Raw genomic sequence first — 21,043 nt, forward strand, 5'->3', positions numbered from 1 at the left:
AGGTACGTGCAAATGAGTCAGGCGTTGGTCAGGATTGCAGCCGTGTGGCTGTTGGGCCTGATGCTCGCCGTGGCCGGCGCCGTCGTCGCCATCAATCTGGTGAACAATTCGATTGCCAGCCCGCAACAGCCGGTGCGCGAATATCTGGACGCGCTGCAGAAGGGCGAAGGCGAGAAGGCCCTCGGCCTGCTGAATGCCTCTGTACCGCAAAGCAACCCCGCGATGTTGGACGGGGAGGCGTTGAAGACTGCGGCCGCCGGGATTTCGGAGGTGAAATTCGGTAACGCGGAGGACCGGGGCGGCAACCAGGTTATGGTTCCGATTGATTACACCCTCGGCGGGAGCCGGCTGCACACCGAGTTCCTGCTCCAGCGGTCCGGCACACAGTGGCTCTTCTTCCACGACTGGTCCTTCGTTCCGGCCGCGCTCCCGGTACTGGACGTCACCGTCGTGAACTCGAACCAGGCTTCCCTTAACGGCGTTCCGGTGAACATGCCCAACGGCCGCAACTCCTTCGCCGTGTTCTACCCCGGCGAGTACGTGGCGTCCCTGAACGGCAAGTTCTTCGCCGCCCCCGCGACCCGGGCAACGGTTTCCAGCCGGGACATGCCCTCGGCGCCGCTGAACCTGCTCACAGAGGCCACCAACGGGCTCAAGGACGCCGTCACCGCCAAGGTCAAGGAGTTCCTGGACACCTGCGCTGCACAGGCCGACAAACAGCAGCGGCTTCAGCCGGACTGCCCGTTCTACCACGCCACCAACAACCGGGTGGTGGACGGGACCATCGACTGGAGCATCACCGACTACCCTGCCGTCAGCATCGAGCCCTTCGGCGGCCGCTGGGTAGTGGCACCGCTGGACGGCAAGGCCAGGATCAAGGCCCGGCAGGTGGACCTCTTCACCGGCGCGGTCACGGAGCTCAACACGGTCCATGATTTCAGCTTCACCACCCGGCTGGACATCGCCGGCGACTCGGTCAAGCTCACCCCGCAGCTAAGCAACTAGGGCTGCTCGGCCCGGCCGTCCGTCGCTGCAGGCCTGCGTCGTTCACCGCAGTCTTTTGCCGATTCCAACGCCGGACCCGCCCGCGACCCCAAGGCAGCGGTGCCCCAGGAACACCAAAAGGCTGCCGTCCTTGACACGCAGGTCGCGGACAGCAGCCTTTTTGGCGCCAGGCGGAGCTTTAGTCCATCCCGCGCAGGTCCAGGACCAGCTCGGTGTCACCGTCGGCCTGCAGCACCACGGGGATGCCCCAGTCCTGCTGGTACAGGTGGCACGCCGCGTGGTCCGGGATCTCGCCGTCTTCAGTTTCCGGGCCGTCGCAGGCCGCAGCGCGGGCGGTAATGTGGAGCACGCCCTCGGGGACGTCGGAGGCGAGCTCCAGGGTGCGGAGCAGGCCCACGGAGGTCCCGCCGCCGGCCACCAGCAGCTCCGGCGGGGTGGACGAGATCTTCAGCTGCGTCGGGTCGCCCCAGCGGTCGTCCAGCTTCTGCCCGGTCGGGGCGGTGAACCGCACCGTCAGGGACATCAGTCCGGGGGCCACGGGACTCTTGGGCCGGTGGGTCTGCGCTGCCCCCTCATCCACCTGTTGGGCTTCCTTGGGGATGGGCACGTAGACGAGTTGGTGCTTGTTCGCTTCGACCACCACCAGCAGCGGCTCGGAGCCGGCCACGTGCGTGTGGTCCACGATCACGTCCGAAGGTTCGGACAGGCCGCGCGCGAGCGTGGACACCGTTCCCGAGGTCGGGTCGTAGCGCCGGACCGCACCGTTGTAGGTGTCCGCGATCGCCACCGAGCCGTCCGGCAGCACCGTCACGCCCAGCGGGTGCTGCAGCCGCGCCTCGGCGGCCGGGCCGTCGCGGAAGCCGAAGTCGAACAGGCCCTTGCCGACGGCCGACTCGACCGTGATGGCGCCAGCGTCGTCGATCACTAGCTTGCGCAGCGCCGAGGTCTCGGAGTCCGCGACCCAGATGTTGCCGTCCGCGTCCTCGGCGAGGCCGGAGGACTGGGCGAACCAGGCTTCCGCGGCCGGGCCGTCGAGCAGCCCCTCGAGGCCGTTGCCGGCGACGATGGACACGGCGCCGGTGACCGGATCGAAGCTGAAGATTTGGTGCACGCCGGCCATGGCCACCACGACGGCGCTGAGCTTGCTGGACCAGACAACATCCCAGGGCGAGCTCAGCGAGACCTGCAGCGGATCCGCTTCGAGCCGGGCACCGTAGGCGGCGCCCTCCTCGTCAACGCGGGCGGGCCCGGTCTCGAGCAGCCGCTGCACCCCGTTGCCGGCGAGGGTGCTGGCGGTGCCGTCTGTGAGGGAGAGCCCGCGGAGCCGGTGGTTGACCGAATCGGCAACCACGACGTCGTAGCCGGCCCTCGCGGCCACGTCCGCCGGCAGCAGCACCAGGCCTTGGGGTTCGTTGAAGCGGGCGTCTGCGGCGCCGCCGTCGGCGTAGCCCTTCTCCCCCGACCCGTAGGTGCCCAGGACGGTCTGGAAGTCGGTGGAGAGCTCCACCAGACGGTGGTGGCCGGTGTCGGTGACCAGCCAGGAGCCGGCGCCGGACTCCGGCGGGGCGTCTCCCGCAGCGGCGCTGCCGCCGCGGCTGGCCGGAAGATAAAGGGCCTTGCCCGGGAACCGCAGCGTGCCCGACGTCGGCTCCGGGGCCACGTAGGGGCCGTTGCCGCGGTGCAGGGTGCCCTTGGCCTCATGCTCGGCGATCAGCTCGGGGATGAGTACGGCCAGGCCGTCCGCGTGGCCTTCGCCGGAAAGGTGCGCGACGATGTAGCCCTCGGGGTCGATGACCACCAGGGTCGGCCAGGCGCGGGCGGTGTAAGCCTTCCAGGTTTCCAGCTCGGGGTCATCCAGCACCGGGTGGTGGATCTCGTAACGCTCCACGGCGGCAGCCAAAGCGACCGGGTCCGCCTCGTGTTCGAACTTGGGCGAGTGCACGCCGACCGTCACCAGGACGTCGGAGTACTGCTGCTCAAGCGGGCGCAGTTCGTCCAGGACGTGAAGGCAGTTGATGCAGCAGAAGGTCCAGAAATCCAGCAGCACGATCTTGCCGCGGAGGGATTCGAGGTCCAGGGATTTGCCGCCGGTGTTCAGCCAGCCCCGGCCCACGAGTTCGGAGGCCCGGACCCGGAGGTGGGTGCGTACTGTTTCGCTCATCAGCGTCCTTCCAGCTTTGAATTGCGTTCTGCCAGCTTCGCGTCGCGTTGTGCGAGCTGGGCAAACATATCGTTGTAAGCGGTGAGATCGGCGTCGTTATTCCTGTCCGCCGCCCGGTCGGTGCGTTTGGACTCGCGCGCGTCGGACCGGGACCACATGACGGCGACGCCGATCGCCACCAGCAGGGTGGGTACTTCGCCGATTCCCCAGGCCACCGCGCCGCCCATCTGCTGGTCCAGGAGGGCCGAAGGGCCCCAGCTGCGGCCCAGGTTGCCGAAGTAGTCGGCGGCCAGCAGACCGGTGCCGCCCATGATGGCGACACCGAAGAAAGCGTGGAAGCCCATGGTGGCCAGCAGAAGCAGCAGCCGCATCGGGTAGGGGGCCCGCCGGGGCAACGGGTCGGTGCCGATCATGGTCAGGACGAAGATGTAACCGGTCAGGGCGAAGTGCAGGTTCATCAGCTCGTGGCCCACGTGGTCGCGCATGGCGTAGCCGAAGGCGTCCGAATAGTAAAACAGCACGATCGAGCCGGCGAAGTTCGCGGCGGCAAACAGCGGGTGCGTGACGAGTTGTGAGAACTTGGAGTGCACAAAGACCAGCAGCCATTCCCGCGGTCCGCGGGAGCTGTCCTGCCGCGGGGCCAGCGCCCGCAGCGCGAGCGTGGCCGGCGCGCCCAGGACCAGGAAGATGGGTGCCACCATGGTTAGTGCCATGTGGTCCACCATGTGCGCGGAGAACAGCACCCGGCCGTAGACCGACGGCGGACCGGACGTTACGTAGGTGAGCACCGCGAGGCCAATCACCCAGTTGACGCTGCGGAACCAGGACCAGGAGTCACCGCGCCGGAGGACTTTGCGGATGCCCAGGAAGTAGGACACCAGGCCGAAGGCGGCGACGGCGACCCACAGCCAGTCCAGCCGCCACTCCGTGAGCCATCGCTGCGGGGTTAGCTCCGGCGGCAGTTCGTAGCCGGAGAGGATGAAAGCCGGCGACGCGTCCGGGGCGAACGTTGTGGGCTGCGGCGGCGCGGAACGGCCCAGCGCGACCGCGATTCCCGACGTCGCGCCCATGATCAGCAGCTCCACGAGCACCAGCTGCCAGAGCACCCGGCGGGCGGACAGGCCGGCCCCCATCGCGCCCAGCTGCGGGATCACCCAGCGCCGGTGCATCAGGCCAATGCCGCCGAGGACCAGTGCCGCTGCCGTCTTGGCCAGGATGAGCTGGCCGTACGCCGACCCGAAGAGGTCGGCCCAGCTGGAGACCCTGATGCTGGCGTTGATCACGCCGGAGGCGAAGACCAAGGCGAAGGCGAAGCCGGCCAGGGACGAGAATCGGCGGAGGGTGGGCTCGGTAATGTCGGATGCGCCCCTGGCCCCGGGGGCCGATGCAGCAGCCAGGACTCCGGAGAGGAGGGCGAGGACAACAATGCCTCCCACCCAGGCCGAGACGCCCACGAGGTGTAGGCCCAGGGAGTTGATGGCGCCTTCGTGGTCGTTCGAGCTGGCCGAGTGGCCGATCAGCGCCGCCGGGACAAGTCCCGCCATGGCGAGGATCAGGGTGAGGGCCAGCGCTCCCCTCGACCGGACCCCAAACAGCGCGGTGGTGGCTACCGCGGCGATGATGACCACCGCCAGCCAGGCCCGGCCGGTGTCGATATCGGTCATGAAGTAGACCAGGGACTTGGTGAATTGCGGGTCCCCCGAAACCGCCTGACCGGCGATGTCGGAGTAGCTCAGCACCAGGACCGCAACGGCCGAAAGCGTCCAGGTGACGCCCGCGACGGCGGCAATCGCCAGTGAGCGCGTGAACGCGGGATGTTCGGGAGCGTCCTTGTCCTTGGACCGGCGGCCGGAGAGGTTCCTGGGCAGGATCCCGACGGCGAAAATGAGGCCGCCGATCACCGTGGCGAGGGAGACGTTGTGGAGAGCCTTGCTGACGGGAAGCCCCCAGCGCACCAGCGCCCCCGGGTCGGAGACCGCGCGGGCCCCTGCCGCTCCCGAAAAGAGCAGCGCGGCCACCAGCCCGAGGATCAATGCGCCCAGCCCGGCCAGCTGCCAGGGGCGGGAGATTCCCGGCGCTCCGGCACCGGAGCCAAGCGCTCCCCCCGTCGGGGTGGGCACTGCTGAGGTTCGGGGTTTTGCTGCGGAAGGCACAACTCTATTGTCCGCTACGGCCGCCTGCGCGCCGAATCGGGGCGACGGTGCTTAACGCAGAGGAGCGGCAGCCCCATGGGCTGCCGCTCCTCTCAAGCGTGAGAAGAAGACTACTTCTTCTTGGCGACTGCAGCCTTCAGCTTGGACCCGGCGGTCAGCTTGACGCTGTGGCCAGCGGCAATCTGGATGGTCTCGCCGGTCTGCGGGTTGCGTCCGGTGCGGGCGGCACGGTCGGTGCGCTCGACGGCAAGCCAGCCCGGGATGGTGATCTTCTCGCCCGCGGCGACAGAGGTCTCGAAAACCTCGAACAGTGCATCGAGCACGGAGTTGACGGCTGCCTGGCTGGTGCCGGCCTTGCCAGCTACCTCTGCAACAAGTTCACTACGGTTCTTAGCCATTTATGTCCTCCTGGACTGTTCTAATTTCTGAAGCCTGCACGCGGCATGCGCACAAGCCACTCTTCGAAAACTTACCAGCTTGCTGGCCTTGAGGCGGCAAATTCCGCGTGTTTTCGCCGTTTTTCGGGAAAAAATCCGGGTTTCGATGACTTTGGAGGCCCTTTTTCAGCCGTCAGCGGACGCTGCCCGATCCAGGCCAGACTCCACGGAGCCGCGCCCGCATTCCGGCGGGTGCTGGTGGGGGTTTTGGTGGTTAAGGGGGAGAGCCTCCAACCTGGTGGTTGGAGGCTCTCGACCTAATGTATGTCCGGCGGTGACCTACTCTCCCACACCCTCCCGGGTGCAGTACCATCGGCGCTGTGGGTCTTAGCTTCCGGGTTCGGAATGGGACCGGGCGTTTCCCCCACGCTATGACCGCCGTAACCCTGTGTCCGCGCCCTGGTCCGGCCCGTGTAAGGGGCGTTTCCGGGGTGGGAAATCTGGTGGTTACAACATGTTCGCTGCACTTGGTGGTGCAGTTGTGGTGTTGTTATTCAGTTGTGGGTTTCCGTGCAACGTGCCCGTGGCGGGTTTGTTGGTTGGGAACCACATAGTGGACGCAAGCAGTCTTGTTTCTTTGTACTTCTCCGCTGGTGTGAACGTCTTTTGAATCCGTTCACGCGGGGAAGTGTGTGGTGTAAGTTATCGGCCTATTAGTACCGGTCAGCTTCACGAGTCGTTAGTCCTCGCTTCCACATCCGGCCTATCAACCCAGTGGTCTGGCTGGGGGCCTCTCACACACAAGGTGTATGGAAATCTCATCTCGAAGCGAGCTTCCCGCTTAGATGCTTTCAGCGGTTATCCCATCCGAACGTAGCTAATCAGCGGTGCACTTGGCAGTACAACTGACACACCAGAGGTTCGTCCGTCCCGGTCCTCTCGTACTAAGGACAGCCCTTCTCAAATTTCCTGCGCGCGCAGCGGATAGGGACCGAACTGTCTCACGACGTTCTAAACCCAGCTCGCGTACCGCTTTAATGGGCGAACAGCCCAACCCTTGGGACCTACTCCAGCCCCAGGATGCGACGAGCCGACATCGAGGTGCCAAACCATGCCGTCGATATGGACTCTTGGGCAAGATCAGCCTGTTATCCCCGAGGTACCTTTTATCCGTTGAGCGACGGCCATTCCACAATGTACCGCCGGATCACTAGTCCCGACTTTCGTCCCTGCTCGAGATGTCTCTCTCACAGTCAAGCTCCCTTGTGCACTTACACTCGACACCTGATTGCCAACCAGGCTGAGGGAACCTTTGGGCGCCTCCGTTACTTTTTAGGAGGCAACCGCCCCAGTTAAACTACCCATCAGGCACTGTCCCTGACCCGGATTACGGGCCGAAGTTAGATGTCCAAAGTGACCAGAGTGGTATTTCAACGATGACTCCACCCGAACTGGCGTCCGGGCTTCAACGTCTCCCACCTATCCTACACAAGCCACTCCGAACACCAATACCAAACTATAGTAAAGGTCTCGGGGTCTTTCCGTCCTGCTGCGCGTAACGAGCATCTTTACTCGTACTGCAATTTCGCCGAGTTTATGGTTGAGACAGCGGGGAAGTCGTTACTCCATTCGTGCAGGTCGGAACTTACCCGACAAGGAATTTCGCTACCTTAGGATGGTTATAGTTACCACCGCCGTTTACTGGGGCTTAAATTCTCAGCTTCGCCTTGCGGCTAACCGGTCCTCTTAACCTTCCAGCACCGGGCAGGAGTCAGTCCGTATACATCGTCTTGCGACTTCGCACGGACCTGTGTTTTTAGTAAACAGTCGCTTCCCCCTGGTCTCTGCGGCCCCTGCACGCTCCGGACAGCTAGTGTCCATCACGATGGGGGCCCCCCTTCTCCCGAAGTTACGGGGGCATTTTGCCGAGTTCCTTAACCATAATTCTCTCGATCGCCTTAGTATTCTCTACCTGATCACCTGTGTCGGTTTGGGGTACGGGCGGCTAAAACCTCGCGTCGATGCTTTTCTAGGCAGCATAGGATCACCGAATCCCCCCATACGGGGGTCCCGTCGGGTCTCAGGCATCATGAACGGCGGATTTGCCTACCGTTCGCCCTACATCCTTAGACCGGGACAACCATCGCCCGGCTCGGCTACCTTCCTGCGTCACACCTGTTAATACGCTTGCCTCCCAGGATCAGGTCCCGCGCTCCACCAAAACCCTCACACCACAAGGGTGATCGGGCAGGTCTCGGGCGGTTAGTATCCCCTGTTCAGCATGGGCGGTTTTTCGCCGGTACGGGAATATCAACCCGTTGTCCATCGACTACGCCTGTCGGCCTCGCCTTAGGTCCCGACTTACCCAGGGCAGATTAGCTTGACCCTGGAACCCTTGATCATTCGGCGGACGGGTTTCTCACCCGTCTTTCGCTACTCATGCCTGCATTCTCACTCGTGTAGGCTCCACCGCTGGTTTACACCGCGACTTCACTGCCCACACGACGCTCCCCTACCCATCCAGACGCCTGAACCACAAGGGCTTAGCTAATATCTGAATGCCACAACTTCGGCGGTGTACTTGAGCCCCGCTACATTGTCGGCGCGGAATCACTTGACCAGTGAGCTATTACGCACTCTTTTAAGGATGGCTGCTTCTAAGCCAACCTCCTGGTTGTCTTCGCAACTCCACATCCTTTCCCACTTAGCACACGCTTAGGGGCCTTAGTTGGTGGTCTGGGCTGTTTCCCTCTCGACTATGAAGCTTATCCCCCACAGTCTCACTGCTGCGCTCTCACTTACCGGCATTCGGAGTTTGGCTGACGTCAGTAACCTTGTAGGGCCCATTAGCCATCCAGTAGCTCTACCTCCGGTAAGAAACACGCAACGCTGCACCTAAATGCATTTCGGGGAGAACCAGCTATCACGAAGTTTGATTGGCCTTTCACCCCTACCCACAGCTCATCCCCTCCATTTTCAACTGAAGTGGGTTCGGTCCTCCACGACGTCTTACCGTCGCTTCAACCTGGCCATGGGTAGATCACTTCGCTTCGGGTCTAGATCACGCCACTGCAACGCCCTGTTCAGACTCGCTTTCGCTACGGCTTCCCCACACGGGTTAACCTCGCGACGTAACACTAACTCGCAGGCTCATTCTTCAAAAGGCACGCCGTCACAACTACACAGCAAGCTGCGGTTGCTCCGACGGATTGTAAGCACACGGTTTCAGGTACTGTTTCACTCCCCTCCCGGGGTACTTTTCACCTTTCCCTCACGGTACTGGTCCGCTATCGGTCATTAGGGAGTATTTAGGCTTATCAGGTGGTCCTGACAGATTCGCACGGGATTTCTCGGGCCCCGTGCTACTTGGGATACTTCCCAGGCGGCACACTACATTTCGGTTACGGGGCTCACACCCTCTCTGGCCGGCCTTTCAAGACCGTTCACCTATGCACATGCTCTCACCCCACTGTCCCGGCAGAGACAGAACGGAAAGTCCCACAACCCCGACCATGCAACGCCCGCCGGCTATCACACATGGAACGGTTTAGCCTGATCCGCGTTCGCTCGCCACTACTAACGGAATCACTATTGTTTTCTCTTCCTGCGGGTACTGAGATGTTTCACTTCCCCGCGTTCCCTCCACGCACCCTATGTGTTCAGATGCGGGTCACCAGATCACTCGCGCGTCTGGCGGGGTTTCCCCATTCGGACACCCTGGGATCACAGTCCGGTTATCGACTCCCCCAGGCTTATCGCAGATTCCTACGTCCTTCTTCGGCTCCTAATGCCAAGGCATCCACCGTGTGCTCTTAAAAACTTGACCACAAAAGATCAAGGAGTAATTTTCGAGAAAACCACGGAAACCACACCATCACCACAACAACACCCAAACAGGGCACCACCGCAGCAACAGCACAGATCCAGGTTCATATTTCTTGGAAATTGCTTCTTATAAAAGATGCTCGCGTCCACTATGTAGTTCTCAAACAACAACCCCATACCACACACCCCACACACCCGGACCCCCGAAAGGACCCACCAGTGCATGTTCGCTGCAGCCGGGAAACCAGAAACACAAGTCCCGGGAACTTTTCAATCCCCGGTCCTGTTGCCTCAGGACCCAACAGTGTGCCAAACACTAAACCGCCTCCGCCCCGCCCCCGCCGTTCCAGGACACTCAAGAGCATCCGTACTGGGCAAGAACAAAACCATGCGGCCGCTATTTGCTGATATTCCACCCGTGAGCACCCGCCGCAGAACAAACGCCTGCGCAACGGGCATACTCCTGACAACACCACCACACCCGCATACACGGGGCAGGGTTGCTGTAGGTGCTCCTTAGAAAGGAGGTGATCCAGCCGCACCTTCCGGTACGGCTACCTTGTTACGACTTAGTCCCAATCGCCAGTCCCACCTTCGACAGCTCCCTCCCACAAGGGGTTAGGCCACCGGCTTCGGGTGTTACCAACTTTCGTGACTTGACGGGCGGTGTGTACAAGGCCCGGGAACGTATTCACCGCAGCGTTGCTGATCTGCGATTACTAGCGACTCCGACTTCATGGGGTCGAGTTGCAGACCCCAATCCGAACTGAGACCGGCTTTTTGGGATTAGCTCCACCTCACAGTATCGCAACCCTTTGTACCGGCCATTGTAGCATGCGTGAAGCCCAAGACATAAGGGGCATGATGATTTGACGTCGTCCCCACCTTCCTCCGAGTTGACCCCGGCAGTCTCCCATGAGTCCCCGCCATTACGCGCTGGCAACATGGAACGAGGGTTGCGCTCGTTGCGGGACTTAACCCAACATCTCACGACACGAGCTGACGACAACCATGCACCACCTGTGAACCGGCCCCAAAGGGGAAGGACTGTTTCCAGCCCGGTCCGGTCCATGTCAAGCCTTGGTAAGGTTCTTCGCGTTGCATCGAATTAATCCGCATGCTCCGCCGCTTGTGCGGGCCCCCGTCAATTCCTTTGAGTTTTAGCCTTGCGGCCGTACTCCCCAGGCGGGGCACTTAATGCGTTAGCTACGGCGCGGAAAACGTGGAATGTCCCCCACACCTAGTGCCCAACGTTTACGGCATGGACTACCAGGGTATCTAATCCTGTTCGCTCCCCATGCTTTCGCTCCTCAGCGTCAGTTAATGCCCAGAGACCTGCCTTCGCCATCGGTGTTCCTCCTGATATCTGCGCATTTCACCGCTACACCAGGAATTCCAGTCTCCCCTACATCACTCTAGTCTGCCCGTACCCACCGCAGATCCGGAGTTGAGCCCCGGACTTTCACGGCAGACGCGACAAACCGCCTACGAGCTCTTTACGCCCAATAATTCCGGATAACGCTTGCGCCCTACGTATTACCGCGGCTGCTGGCACGTAGTTAGCCGGCGCTTCTTCTGCAGGTACCGTCACTTTCGCTTCTTCCCTACTGAAAGAGGTTTACAACCCGAAGGCCGTCATCCCTCACGCGGCGTCGCTGCATCAGGCTTGCGCCCATTGTGCAATATTCCCCACTGCTGCCTCCCGTAGGAGTCTGGGCCGTGTCTCAGTCCCAGTGTGGCCGGTCACCCTCTCAGGCCGGCTACCCGTCGTCGCCTTGGTGAGCCATTACCTCACCAACAAGCTGATAGGCCGCGAGTCCATCCAAAACCACAATAAAGCTTTCCACCCCCCACCATGCGATGAGGAGTCATATCCGGTATTAGACCCAGTTTCCCAGGCTTATCCCAGAGTTAAGGGCAGGTTACTCACGTGTTACTCACCCGTTCGCCACTAATCCCCCAGCAAGCTGGGATCATCGTTCGACTTGCATGTGTTAAGCACGCCGCCAGCGTTCATCCTGAGCCAGGATCAAACTCTCCGTTGAAGAAAAACAGACACAACCAGGCACCACGGGAAAACGCGGAACCAGGCTGCACAAAATTTGAAACCAGCTAAAAACACCGAACCCAACCACGGGGTGGCAGATCCGGCACAATCAACCAATTCAATACAAAATTGGTATCAACAAACTTGGCACACTATTGAGTTCTCAAACAACAGACACACCCGGCACCACCCAAACCCAACGGTCCAGGATCGCTCCGGAGCAACTTTTCAAACTTACCCGGTCTCGGCTCCCGAAGCAAATCCGGCTTCCCGGATCCGCATCAGCAGACGAACCAGCCCCACCAAAATCCTTTAGCGATTGAGACGCCGAAAGAACTCGGTTTTGAATTTTTTTGGGGGATTGGCCGCCTCCGGTCCTCCAGCGTTTCCGCTGTTCTCCCTCGTGGCGACTTAGAAAACAATACACCCAGTCGGCCGTAACCGCAACCCACTCCGGGGCTGCTCCAGCACCGCCGTCGTATGCGCCAGGACGGCACCCGCCGTCCACATTGGGGGCGTATGACCCATCACTTTAGGCCGTTGCTATGGATACCGTCAGGGGGTGAGGGCACAGCGCCGGCGCCGTAATGCAGTCCAGCCCCATCGTCGCGTGTCCGGCCCGGCTGTGGACGGGCTCTCGCAGCACGACGTCACTGCCCGCGTCGAGAGCGGGCTCGACAACCGGGTCCCGGACAAGACCAGCCGGAGCCTGTGGCAGATCTTCCGCGCCAACGTCCTGACGCTCTTCAACGCAGTCGTCGGCGCGAGCTTCCTCGCGTTGCTCCTCCTGGGACGGTGGCAGGATGCCCTCTTCGGGCTCGCGGCCCTGGGAAATGCCGTGATCGGCGTGGTGCAGGAATTCCGCGCCAAAAGGTCCCTGGACCGCCTCGCGGTCATGGATGCCCCTCGTGCCCGCGTGCTGCGCGACGGCCAGATCCAGGAGATCGCAACCGCCGATGTCGTCCGCGACGATGTCCTGGTCCTGCGGGCCGGCGACCAGGTGACAGCGGACGCAGCAGTGCTCGAAGCCGCAGGCCTTGAAGCCGATGAGTCCCTGCTGACCGGCGAATCGGATCCCGTTGACAAGGACACCGGGTCGGACGTGCTATCTGGATCTATAGTTGTGGCTGGCCACGGCAAGGCGCGGGTGGTGCGGGTGGGTGCCGAGTCGTTCGCCAGCCGTCTCACGGCTGATGCCCGAAGGTTCTCGCTCGTTAATTCTGAGATCCGCAACAGCCTCAACAGGGTGCTTCGCTGGATTACTTGGGCCATCCTGCCGGTCGCCGTTCTTGTGGTGAACGGCGAGCTGCAGGCACGGGGCGGCTGGCAGGATGCGATTGCCACCGGCAGCTGGACGGAGGCTTTGGTAGGGGTCATCGCCAGCGTCATCGCCATGGTGCCATTAGGTCTCGTCTTGCTGACCAGCGTCGCGTTCGCCGTCGGAGGACTCAGGCTCGCCGCCCACGAGGTCTTGATCCAGGAGCTCGCGGCCGTCGAAGGGCTAGCCCGCGTTGACGTCCTGTGCATGGACAAGACCGGCACCCTGACGGAGGGCGGCCTCAGGTTCGACGCAGTCCACCAGCTGACCGGTGCTCCGGATCCGGGCTGGCAGCAGGCTCTCGGCTGGTTCGCCTCCGAGCCCGAGGCGAACGCGACCGCGCGGAGCCTTGGCACCGCATTTGAGGACGACGGCGGATTTCAGTCAATCTCGTACGTTCCGTTCTCCTCCTCCCGGAAGTGGAGCGGAGTGACCTTCGGCGGGAGTAATGGGTCGACCCCCACGTGGATCTTGGGCGCACCTGAAATGATCCTTGCTCCGGCAAACCGCACTCCATCCGAGCCGGCATTCCGCCCGGAAGCCCGTTCCGGCGACGCTCCGTCCCGAGCACTGGACCCAAGCCACGCCAGCGTCCTGGAGCAAGCCGGCCAGCTGGCCGGCGCCGGTCTGAGGACATTGCTCTTGGCCGGGGCAGACGGGCTGACGCGGGCGGGCAAGTCGGCGACGCTGCCGGACGGTCTCCGGCCCGTCGCCCTCCTGACGTTCAGGGAACAACCCCGCACGGACGCACGGGAAACCCTGGAGTTCTTCCGCGCCGAGGGCGTTGAGTTGAAGATCATTTCCGGGGACGACCCGCGGACAGTCGCAGCCATTGCGCGGCGCGTTGGCCTCGACGTCAGCCAGGGCTTTGATGCCCGCTCGTTGCCGGAAGACCCCCGGCTGCTTGAGCAAGTCATGGAGGGCAACACTGTGTTTGGCCGAGTCAGCCCGGATCAGAAGAAGGACATGGTTGCGGCACTGCAAAGGCTTGGGCACACCGTGGCCATGACCGGCGACGGGGTCAACGACGCCCTGGCCCTCAAGACGGCCGACTTGGGCATTGCCATGGATTCGGCTGCGCCGGCCACGAAAGCCGTCGCGCGGCTGGTCCTCCTCGACGGCCGCTTTGACCGGCTTCCGGAAGTGCTGGCGGAGGGCCGTCGCGTGATCGCCAACATCGAACGCGTCTCCAGCCTCTTCCTCAGCAAGACGGCCTATTCGATCGCCATAGCCGTCAGTTTCGGGCTACTGCAGTGGCAGTTCCCGTTTCTCCCCCGGCAACTGTCTTTTACCGACGGCCTGACGATCGGAATCCCTGCGTTCTTCCTGGCACTTATGCCGAATACCCGGCGGTACAAGCCTGGATTCCTCCAGCGTTCCCTCTGGTTTTCCCTGCCCGCAGGACTCATCGTCGCCGCCTCGTTGCTCGTGCTTAACGGATTCGCGACAGTCGCCATAGCTCCGGAGCCGGCACCGGATGCCGTTCGTTCTGCCTCCGTCCTCACTCTTTCGATCGTGGGGCTTTGGATCCTGGCCGTGGTGTCGCGGCCGCTCAACGCCGGCCGGGTGGGGGTGTTGGCCGGCATGTGCGGAGCGCTCGTGGCCTTGTTCAACCTCCCCTTAGCGCAGGATTTCTTCATCCTCTCCTGGCCGCCATCCTCGCTCCTCGTCCCGGCGCTGATTGCGGGGGCTGCCGGGGGGCTCGCCATAGAGCTGCTGGCATGGCTGCACGGACGGAAATTTCCGCGTTGATTCTGCGGACGGCGTTGACTCCTTCGTGGAAAAACGCACAATCCCGCCCGGATCCCAGCTCGGCTTGGGACGCCCCCCTTCCCCGCAACGGTCCCGCAGACGTGGCACGCCCATGACCGACGCTCCCGCAGACGTGGCCTAACCGCGGCGCGGCGGGGGATCCATGGAGTCTGGTGCTGTGCGGGTGACGCCTCCGGCTGCGACCGGCGCCGGGCGTTGAAACATCGGGGTAGGGCTTCCGCGGTGGGCCCTGGTTGTGCGGAAGGGTTGGTGTCGTGCCGTCAGGGTCTGCGGGAGGGTTCCGGTTTTGGGCGTCTCTCGTGCGGGAGGGTTCCGGTGGTGGGCGTCTCTGGTGCGGGAGGGTGTGGGTGGTGGGCGGGGGTGCCGGGGGTTTGGTGGTGGTGTGGGTGGTTAAAGAGCTCAGGCCCCGACACGTGTGTGTCGGGGCCTGGCTGTAATGGTTGTCCGGCGGTGACCTACTCTCCCACACCCTCCCGGGTGCAGTACCATCGGCGCTGTGGGTCTTAGCTTCCGGGTTCGGAATGGGACCGGGCGTTTCCCCCACGCTATGACCGCCGTAACCCTGTGTCCGCGCCCTGGTCCGGCCCGTGTAAGGGGCGTTTCCGGGGTGGGAAATCTGGTGGTTACAACATGTTCGCTGCACTTGGTGGTGCAGTTGTGGTGTTGTTATTCAGCTGTGGGTTTCCGTGCAACGTGCCCGTGGCGGGTTTGTTGGTTGGGAACCACATAGTGGACGCAAGCAGTCTTGTTTCTTTGTACTTCTCCGCTGGTGTGAACGTCTTTTGAATCCGTTCACGCGGGGAAGTGTGTGGTGTAAGTTATCGGCCTATTAGTACCGGTCAGCTTCACGAGTCGTTAGTCCTCGCTTCCACATCCGGCCTATCAACCCAGTGGTCTGGCTGGGGGCCTCTCACACACAAGGTGTATGGAAATCTCATCTCGAAGCGAGCTTCCCGCTTAGATGCTTTCAGCGGTTATCCCATCCGAACGTAGCTAATCAGCGGTGCACTTGGCAGTACAACTGACACACCAGAGGTTCGTCCGTCCCGGTCCTCTCGTACTAAGGACAGCCCTTCTCAAATTTCCTGCGCGCGCAGCGGATAGGGACCGAACTGTCTCACGACGTTCTAAACCCAGCTCGCGTACCGCTTTAATGGGCGAACAGCCCAACCCTTGGGACCTACTCCAGCCCCAGGATGCGACGAGCCGACATCGAGGTGCCAAACCATGCCGTCGATATGGACTCTTGGGCAAGATCAGCCTGTTATCCCCGAGGTACCTTTTATCCGTTGAGCGACGGCCATTCCACAATGTACCGCCGGATCACTAGTCCCGACTTTCGTCCCTGCTCGAGATGTCTCTCTCACAGTCAAGCTCCCTTGTGCACTTACACTCGACACCTGATTGCCAACCAGGCTGAGGGAACCTTTGGGCGCCTCCGTTACTTTTTAGGAGGCAACCGCCCCAGTTAAACTACCCATCAGGCACTGTCCCTGACCCGGATTACGGGCCGAAGTTAGATGTCCAAAGTGACCAGAGTGGTATTTCAACGATGACTCCACCCGAACTGGCGTCCGGGCTTCAACGTCTCCCACCTATCCTACACAAGCCACTCCGAACACCAATACCAAACTATAGTAAAGGTCTCGGGGTCTTTCCGTCCTGCTGCGCGTAACGAGCATCTTTACTCGTACTGCAATTTCGCCGAGTTTATGGTTGAGACAGCGGGGAAGTCGTTACTCCATTCGTGCAGGTCGGAACTTACCCGACAAGGAATTTCGCTACCTTAGGATGGTTATAGTTACCACCGCCGTTTACTGGGGCTTAAATTCTCAGCTTCGCCTTGCGGCTAACCGGTCCTCTTAACCTTCCAGCACCGGGCAGGAGTCAGTCCGTATACATCGTCTTGCGACTTCGCACGGACCTGTGTTTTTAGTAAACAGTCGCTTCCCCCTGGTCTCTGCGGCCCCTGCACGCTCCGGACAGCTAGTGTCCATCACGATGGGGGCCCCCCTTCTCCCGAAGTTACGGGGGCATTTTGCCGAGTTCCTTAACCATAATTCTCTCGATCGCCTTAGTATTCTCTACCTGATCACCTGTGTCGGTTTGGGGTACGGGCGGCTAAAACCTCGCGTCGATGCTTTTCTAGGCAGCATAGGATCACCGAATCCCCCCATACGGGGGTCCCGTCGGGTCTCAGGCATCATGAACGGCGGATTTGCCTACCGTTCGCCCTACATCCTTAGACCGGGACAACCATCGCCCGGCTCGGCTACCTTCCTGCGTCACACCTGTTAATACGCTTGCCTCCCAGGATCAGGTCCCGCGCTCCACCAAAACCCTCACACCACAAGGGTGATCGGGCAGGTCTCGGGCGGTTAGTATCCCCTGTTCAGCATGGGCGGTTTTTCGCCGGTACGGGAATATCAACCCGTTGTCCATCGACTACGCCTGTCGGCCTCGCCTTAGGTCCCGACTTACCCAGGGCAGATTAGCTTGACCCTGGAACCCTTGATCATTCGGCGGACGGGTTTCTCACCCGTCTTTCGCTACTCATGCCTGCATTCTCACTCGTGTAGGCTCCACCGCTGGTTTACACCGCGACTTCACTGCCCACACGACGCTCCCCTACCCATCCAGACGCCTGAACCACAAGGGCTTAGCTAATATCTGAATGCCACAACTTCGGCGGTGTACTTGAGCCCCGCTACATTGTCGGCGCGGAATCACTTGACCAGTGAGCTATTACGCACTCTTTTAAGGATGGCTGCTTCTAAGCCAACCTCCTGGTTGTCTTCGCAACTCCACATCCTTTCCCACTTAGCACACGCTTAGGGGCCTTAGTTGGTGGTCTGGGCTGTTTCCCTCTCGACTATGAAGCTTATCCCCCACAGTCTCACTGCTGCGCTCTCACTTACCGGCATTCGGAGTTTGGCTGACGTCAGTAACCTTGTAGGGCCCATTAGCCATCCAGTAGCTCTACCTCCGGTAAGAAACACGCAACGCTGCACCTAAATGCATTTCGGGGAGAACCAGCTATCACGAAGTTTGATTGGCCTTTCACCCCTACCCACAGCTCATCCCCTCCATTTTCAACTGAAGTGGGTTCGGTCCTCCACGACGTCTTACCGTCGCTTCAACCTGGCCATGGGTAGATCACTTCGCTTCGGGTCTAGATCACGCCACTGCAACGCCCTGTTCAGACTCGCTTTCGCTACGGCTTCCCCACACGGGTTAACCTCGCGACGTAACACTAACTCGCAGGCTCATTCTTCAAAAGGCACGCCGTCACAACTACACAGCAAGCTGCGGTTGCTCCGACGGATTGTAAGCACACGGTTTCAGGTACTGTTTCACTCCCCTCCCGGGGTACTTTTCACCTTTCCCTCACGGTACTGGTCCGCTATCGGTCATTAGGGAGTATTTAGGCTTATCAGGTGGTCCTGACAGATTCGCACGGGATTTCTCGGGCCCCGTGCTACTTGGGATACTTCCCAGGCGGCACACTACATTTCGGTTACGGGGCTCACACCCTCTCTGGCCGGCCTTTCAAGACCGTTCACCTATGCACATGCTCTCACCCCACTGTCCCGGCAGAGACAGAACGGAAAGTCCCACAACCCCGACCATGCAACGCCCGCCGGCTATCACACATGGAACGGTTTAGCCTGATCCGCGTTCGCTCGCCACTACTAACGGAATCACTATTGTTTTCTCTTCCTGCGGGTACTGAGATGTTTCACTTCCCCGCGTTCCCTCCACGCACCCTATGTGTTCAGATGCGGGTCACCAGATCACTCGCGCGTCTGGCGGGGTTTCCCCATTCGGACACCCTGGGATCACAGTCCGGTTATCGACTCCCCCAGGCTTATCGCAGATTCCTACGTCCTTCTTCGGCTCCTAATGCCAAGGCATCCACCGTGTGCTCTTAAAAACTTGACCACAAAAGATCAAGGAGTAATTTTCGAGAAAACCACGGAAACCACACCATCACCACAACAACACCCAAACAGGGCACCACCGCAGCAACAGCACAGATCCAGGTTCATATTTCTTGGAAATTGCTTCTTATAAAAGATGCTCGCGTCCACTATGTAGTTCTCAAACAACAACCCCATACCACACACCCCACACACCCGGACCCCCGAAAGGACCCACCAGTGCATGTTCGCTGCAGCCGGGAAACCAGAAACACAAGTCCCGGGAACTTTTCAATCCCCGGTCCTGTTGCCTCAGGACCCAACAGTGTGCCAAACACTAAACCGCCTCCGCCCCGCCCCCGCCGTTCCAGGACACTCAAGAGCATCCGTACTGGGCAAGAACAAAACCATGCGGCCGCTATTTGCTGATATTCCACCCGTGAGCACCCGCCGCAGAACAAACGCCTGCGCAACGGGCCTACTCCTGACAACACCACCACACCCGCATACACGGGGCAGGGTTGCTGTAGGTGCTCCTTAGAAAGGAGGTGATCCAGCCGCACCTTCCGGTACGGCTACCTTGTTACGACTTAGTCCCAATCGCCAGTCCCACCTTCGACAGCTCCCTCCCACAAGGGGTTAGGCCACCGGCTTCGGGTGTTACCAACTTTCGTGACTTGACGGGCGGTGTGTACAAGGCCCGGGAACGTATTCACCGCAGCGTTGCTGATCTGCGATTACTAGCGACTCCGACTTCATGGGGTCGAGTTGCAGACCCCAATCCGAACTGAGACCGGCTTTTTGGGATTAGCTCCACCTCACAGTATCGCAACCCTTTGTACCGGCCATTGTAGCATGCGTGAAGCCCAAGACATAAGGGGCATGATGATTTGACGTCGTCCCCACCTTCCTCCGAGTTGACCCCGGCAGTCTCCCATGAGTCCCCGCCATTACGCGCTGGCAACATGGAACGAGGGTTGCGCTCGTTGCGGGACTTAACCCAACATCTCACGACACGAGCTGACGACAACCATGCACCACCTGTGAACCGGCCCCAAAGGGGAAGGACTGTTTCCAGCCCGGTCCGGTCCATGTCAAGCCTTGGTAAGGTTCTTCGCGTTGCATCGAATTAATCCGCATGCTCCGCCGCTTGTGCGGGCCCCCGTCAATTCCTTTGAGTTTTAGCCTTGCGGCCGTACTCCCCAGGCGGGGCACTTAATGCGTTAGCTACGGCGCGGAAAACGTGGAATGTCCCCCACACCTAGTGCCCAACGTTTACGGCATGGACTACCAGGGTATCTAATCCTGTTCGCTCCCCATGCTTTCGCTCCTCAGCGTCAGTTAATGCCCAGAGACCTGCCTTCGCCATCGGTGTTCCTCCTGATATCTGCGCATTTCACCGCTACACCAGGAATTCCAGTCTCCCCTACATCACTCTAGTCTGCCCGTACCCACCGCAGATCCGGAGTTGAGCCCCGGACTTTCACGGCAGACGCGACAAACCGCCTACGAGCTCTTTACGCCCAATAATTCCGGATAACGCTTGCGCCCTACGTATTACCGCGGCTGCTGGCACGTAGTTAGCCGGCGCTTCTTCTGCAGGTACCGTCACTTTCGCTTCTTCCCTACTGAAAGAGGTTTACAACCCGAAGGCCGTCATCCCTCACGCGGCGTCGCTGCATCAGGCTTGCGCCCATTGTGCAATATTCCCCACTGCTGCCTCCCGTAGGAGTCTGGGCCGTGTCTCAGTCCCAGTGTGGCCGGTCACCCTCTCAGGCCGGCTACCCGTCGTCGCCTTGGTGAGCCATTACCTCACCAACAAGCTGATAGGCCGCGAGTCCATCCAAAACCACAATAAAGCTTTCCACCCCCCACCATGCGATGAGGAGTCATATCCGGTATTAGACCCAGTTTCCCAGGCTTATCCCAGAGTTAAGGGCAGGTTACTCACGTGTTACTCACCCGTTCGCCACTAATCCCCCAGCAAGCTGGGATCATCGTTCGACTTGCATGTGTTAAGCACGCCGCCAGCGTTCATCCTGAGCCAGGATCAAACTCTCCGTTGAAGAAAAACAGACACAACCAGGCACCACGGGAAAACGCGGAACCAGGCTGCACAAAATTTGAAACCAGCTAAAAACACCGAACCCAACCACGGGGTGGCAGATCCGGCACAATCAACCAATTCAATACAAAATTGGTATCAACAAACTTGGCACACTATTGAGTTCTCAAACAACAGACACACCCGGCACCACCCAAACCCAACGGTCCAGGATCGCTCCGGAGCAACTTTTCAAACTTACCCGAGTCCCTGACACTTCGCAAACCAGCGTTTCCGCGATTCCCAAACCCACGAACAGGGCCCCACCATGAATCAGCGCGCAAAATTCCACGCCATTTCCAGGCCGTTTATCAGGGGGTCGGTCGCTATCTTTCCGCTTCAGCGGCGGCGACTCGAACT

Annotated in this window: 5 protein-coding genes and 6 rRNA genes; 2 read left to right on the plus strand and 9 right to left on the minus strand. The window is 60.8% G+C overall.

Annotated elements, in window-relative coordinates; all coding sequences use genetic code 11:
* Positions 1–12 precede the first annotated feature (12 nt).
* The gene (locus tag ACUYM2_RS17285; RefSeq protein ID WP_481601180.1) at positions 13–1,005 is read left to right on the plus strand and encodes a hypothetical protein; all 993 of its coding nucleotides are present in this window, start codon (positions 13–15) and stop codon (positions 1,003–1,005) included.
* A gap of 178 nt (positions 1,006–1,183) precedes the next feature.
* Here the strand turns inward: ACUYM2_RS17285 and ACUYM2_RS17290 are convergent, their stop codons facing one another.
* The 6 genes from ACUYM2_RS17290 to ACUYM2_RS17315 all read right to left on the minus strand — a co-directional run bounded on the left by ACUYM2_RS17290 (position 1,184) and on the right by ACUYM2_RS17315 (position 11,566).
* A complete protein-coding gene (locus ACUYM2_RS17290; RefSeq protein WP_481601181.1) occupies positions 1,184–3,166 on the minus strand; it encodes an NHL domain-containing thioredoxin family protein in 1,983 nt (660 codons plus the stop codon).
* Positions 3,166–5,286: a bifunctional copper resistance protein CopD/cytochrome c oxidase assembly protein gene (locus ACUYM2_RS17295; protein WP_481601182.1), complete on the minus strand. Its 2,121-nt coding sequence runs from the start codon at positions 5,284–5,286 to the stop codon at positions 3,166–3,168. The genes ACUYM2_RS17290 and ACUYM2_RS17295 overlap by 1 nt, the downstream gene beginning before the upstream one ends.
* Before the next feature lie 143 nt (positions 5,287–5,429).
* Complete coding sequence (locus ACUYM2_RS17300; protein WP_011776355.1) at positions 5,430–5,717, minus strand: HU family DNA-binding protein; 288 nt, start codon at positions 5,715–5,717, stop codon at positions 5,430–5,432.
* Between the two features lie 305 nt (positions 5,718–6,022).
* Positions 6,023–6,139 (minus strand): 5S ribosomal RNA (gene rrf / locus ACUYM2_RS17305).
* A 249-nt stretch (positions 6,140–6,388) separates the two neighbouring features.
* Positions 6,389–9,522, minus strand: a 23S ribosomal RNA gene (locus tag ACUYM2_RS17310).
* Between the two features lie 519 nt (positions 9,523–10,041).
* Positions 10,042–11,566: ribosomal RNA gene (locus ACUYM2_RS17315) — 16S ribosomal RNA — on the minus strand.
* The 16S, 23S and 5S rRNA genes sit together here, the layout of an rRNA operon.
* A 612-nt stretch (positions 11,567–12,178) precedes the next feature.
* Here ACUYM2_RS17315 and ACUYM2_RS17320 point away from each other — a divergent pair.
* Positions 12,179–14,638 carry an HAD-IC family P-type ATPase gene (locus tag ACUYM2_RS17320; protein WP_481601183.1) on the plus strand — a complete coding sequence of 820 codons (2,460 nt, stop codon included), beginning with the start codon at positions 12,179–12,181 and terminating at the stop codon, positions 14,636–14,638.
* A 463-nt stretch (positions 14,639–15,101) separates the two neighbouring features.
* On the opposite strand, the gene rrf (ACUYM2_RS17325) is transcribed toward ACUYM2_RS17320, so the two are convergent.
* The 3 genes from rrf (ACUYM2_RS17325) to ACUYM2_RS17335 form a co-directional block, all read right to left on the minus strand.
* Positions 15,102–15,218 (minus strand): 5S ribosomal RNA (rrf, locus tag ACUYM2_RS17325).
* Positions 15,219–15,467: 249 nt separating this feature from the next.
* Positions 15,468–18,601: ribosomal RNA gene (locus ACUYM2_RS17330) — 23S ribosomal RNA — on the minus strand.
* 519 nt (positions 18,602–19,120) lie between these two features.
* Positions 19,121–20,645 (minus strand): 16S ribosomal RNA (locus ACUYM2_RS17335).
* Positions 20,646–21,043: the final 398 nt, after the last annotated feature.

This window comes from Arthrobacter sp. SD1074B (assembly GCF_056780195.1).

Bases quoted from the DNA above. Each gene is read 5' to 3' on its own strand.
- ACUYM2_RS17285 (WP_481601180.1), top strand. From the start codon at position 13: ATGAGTCAGGCGTTGGTCAGGATTGCAGCCGTGTGGCTGTTGGGCCTG.
- ACUYM2_RS17290 (WP_481601181.1), bottom strand. From the start codon at position 3,166: ATGAGCGAAACAGTACGCACCCACCTCCGGGTCCGGGCCTCCGAACTC.
- ACUYM2_RS17300 (WP_011776355.1), bottom strand. From the start codon at position 5,717: ATGGCTAAGAACCGTAGTGAACTTGTTGCAGAGGTAGCTGGCAAGGCC.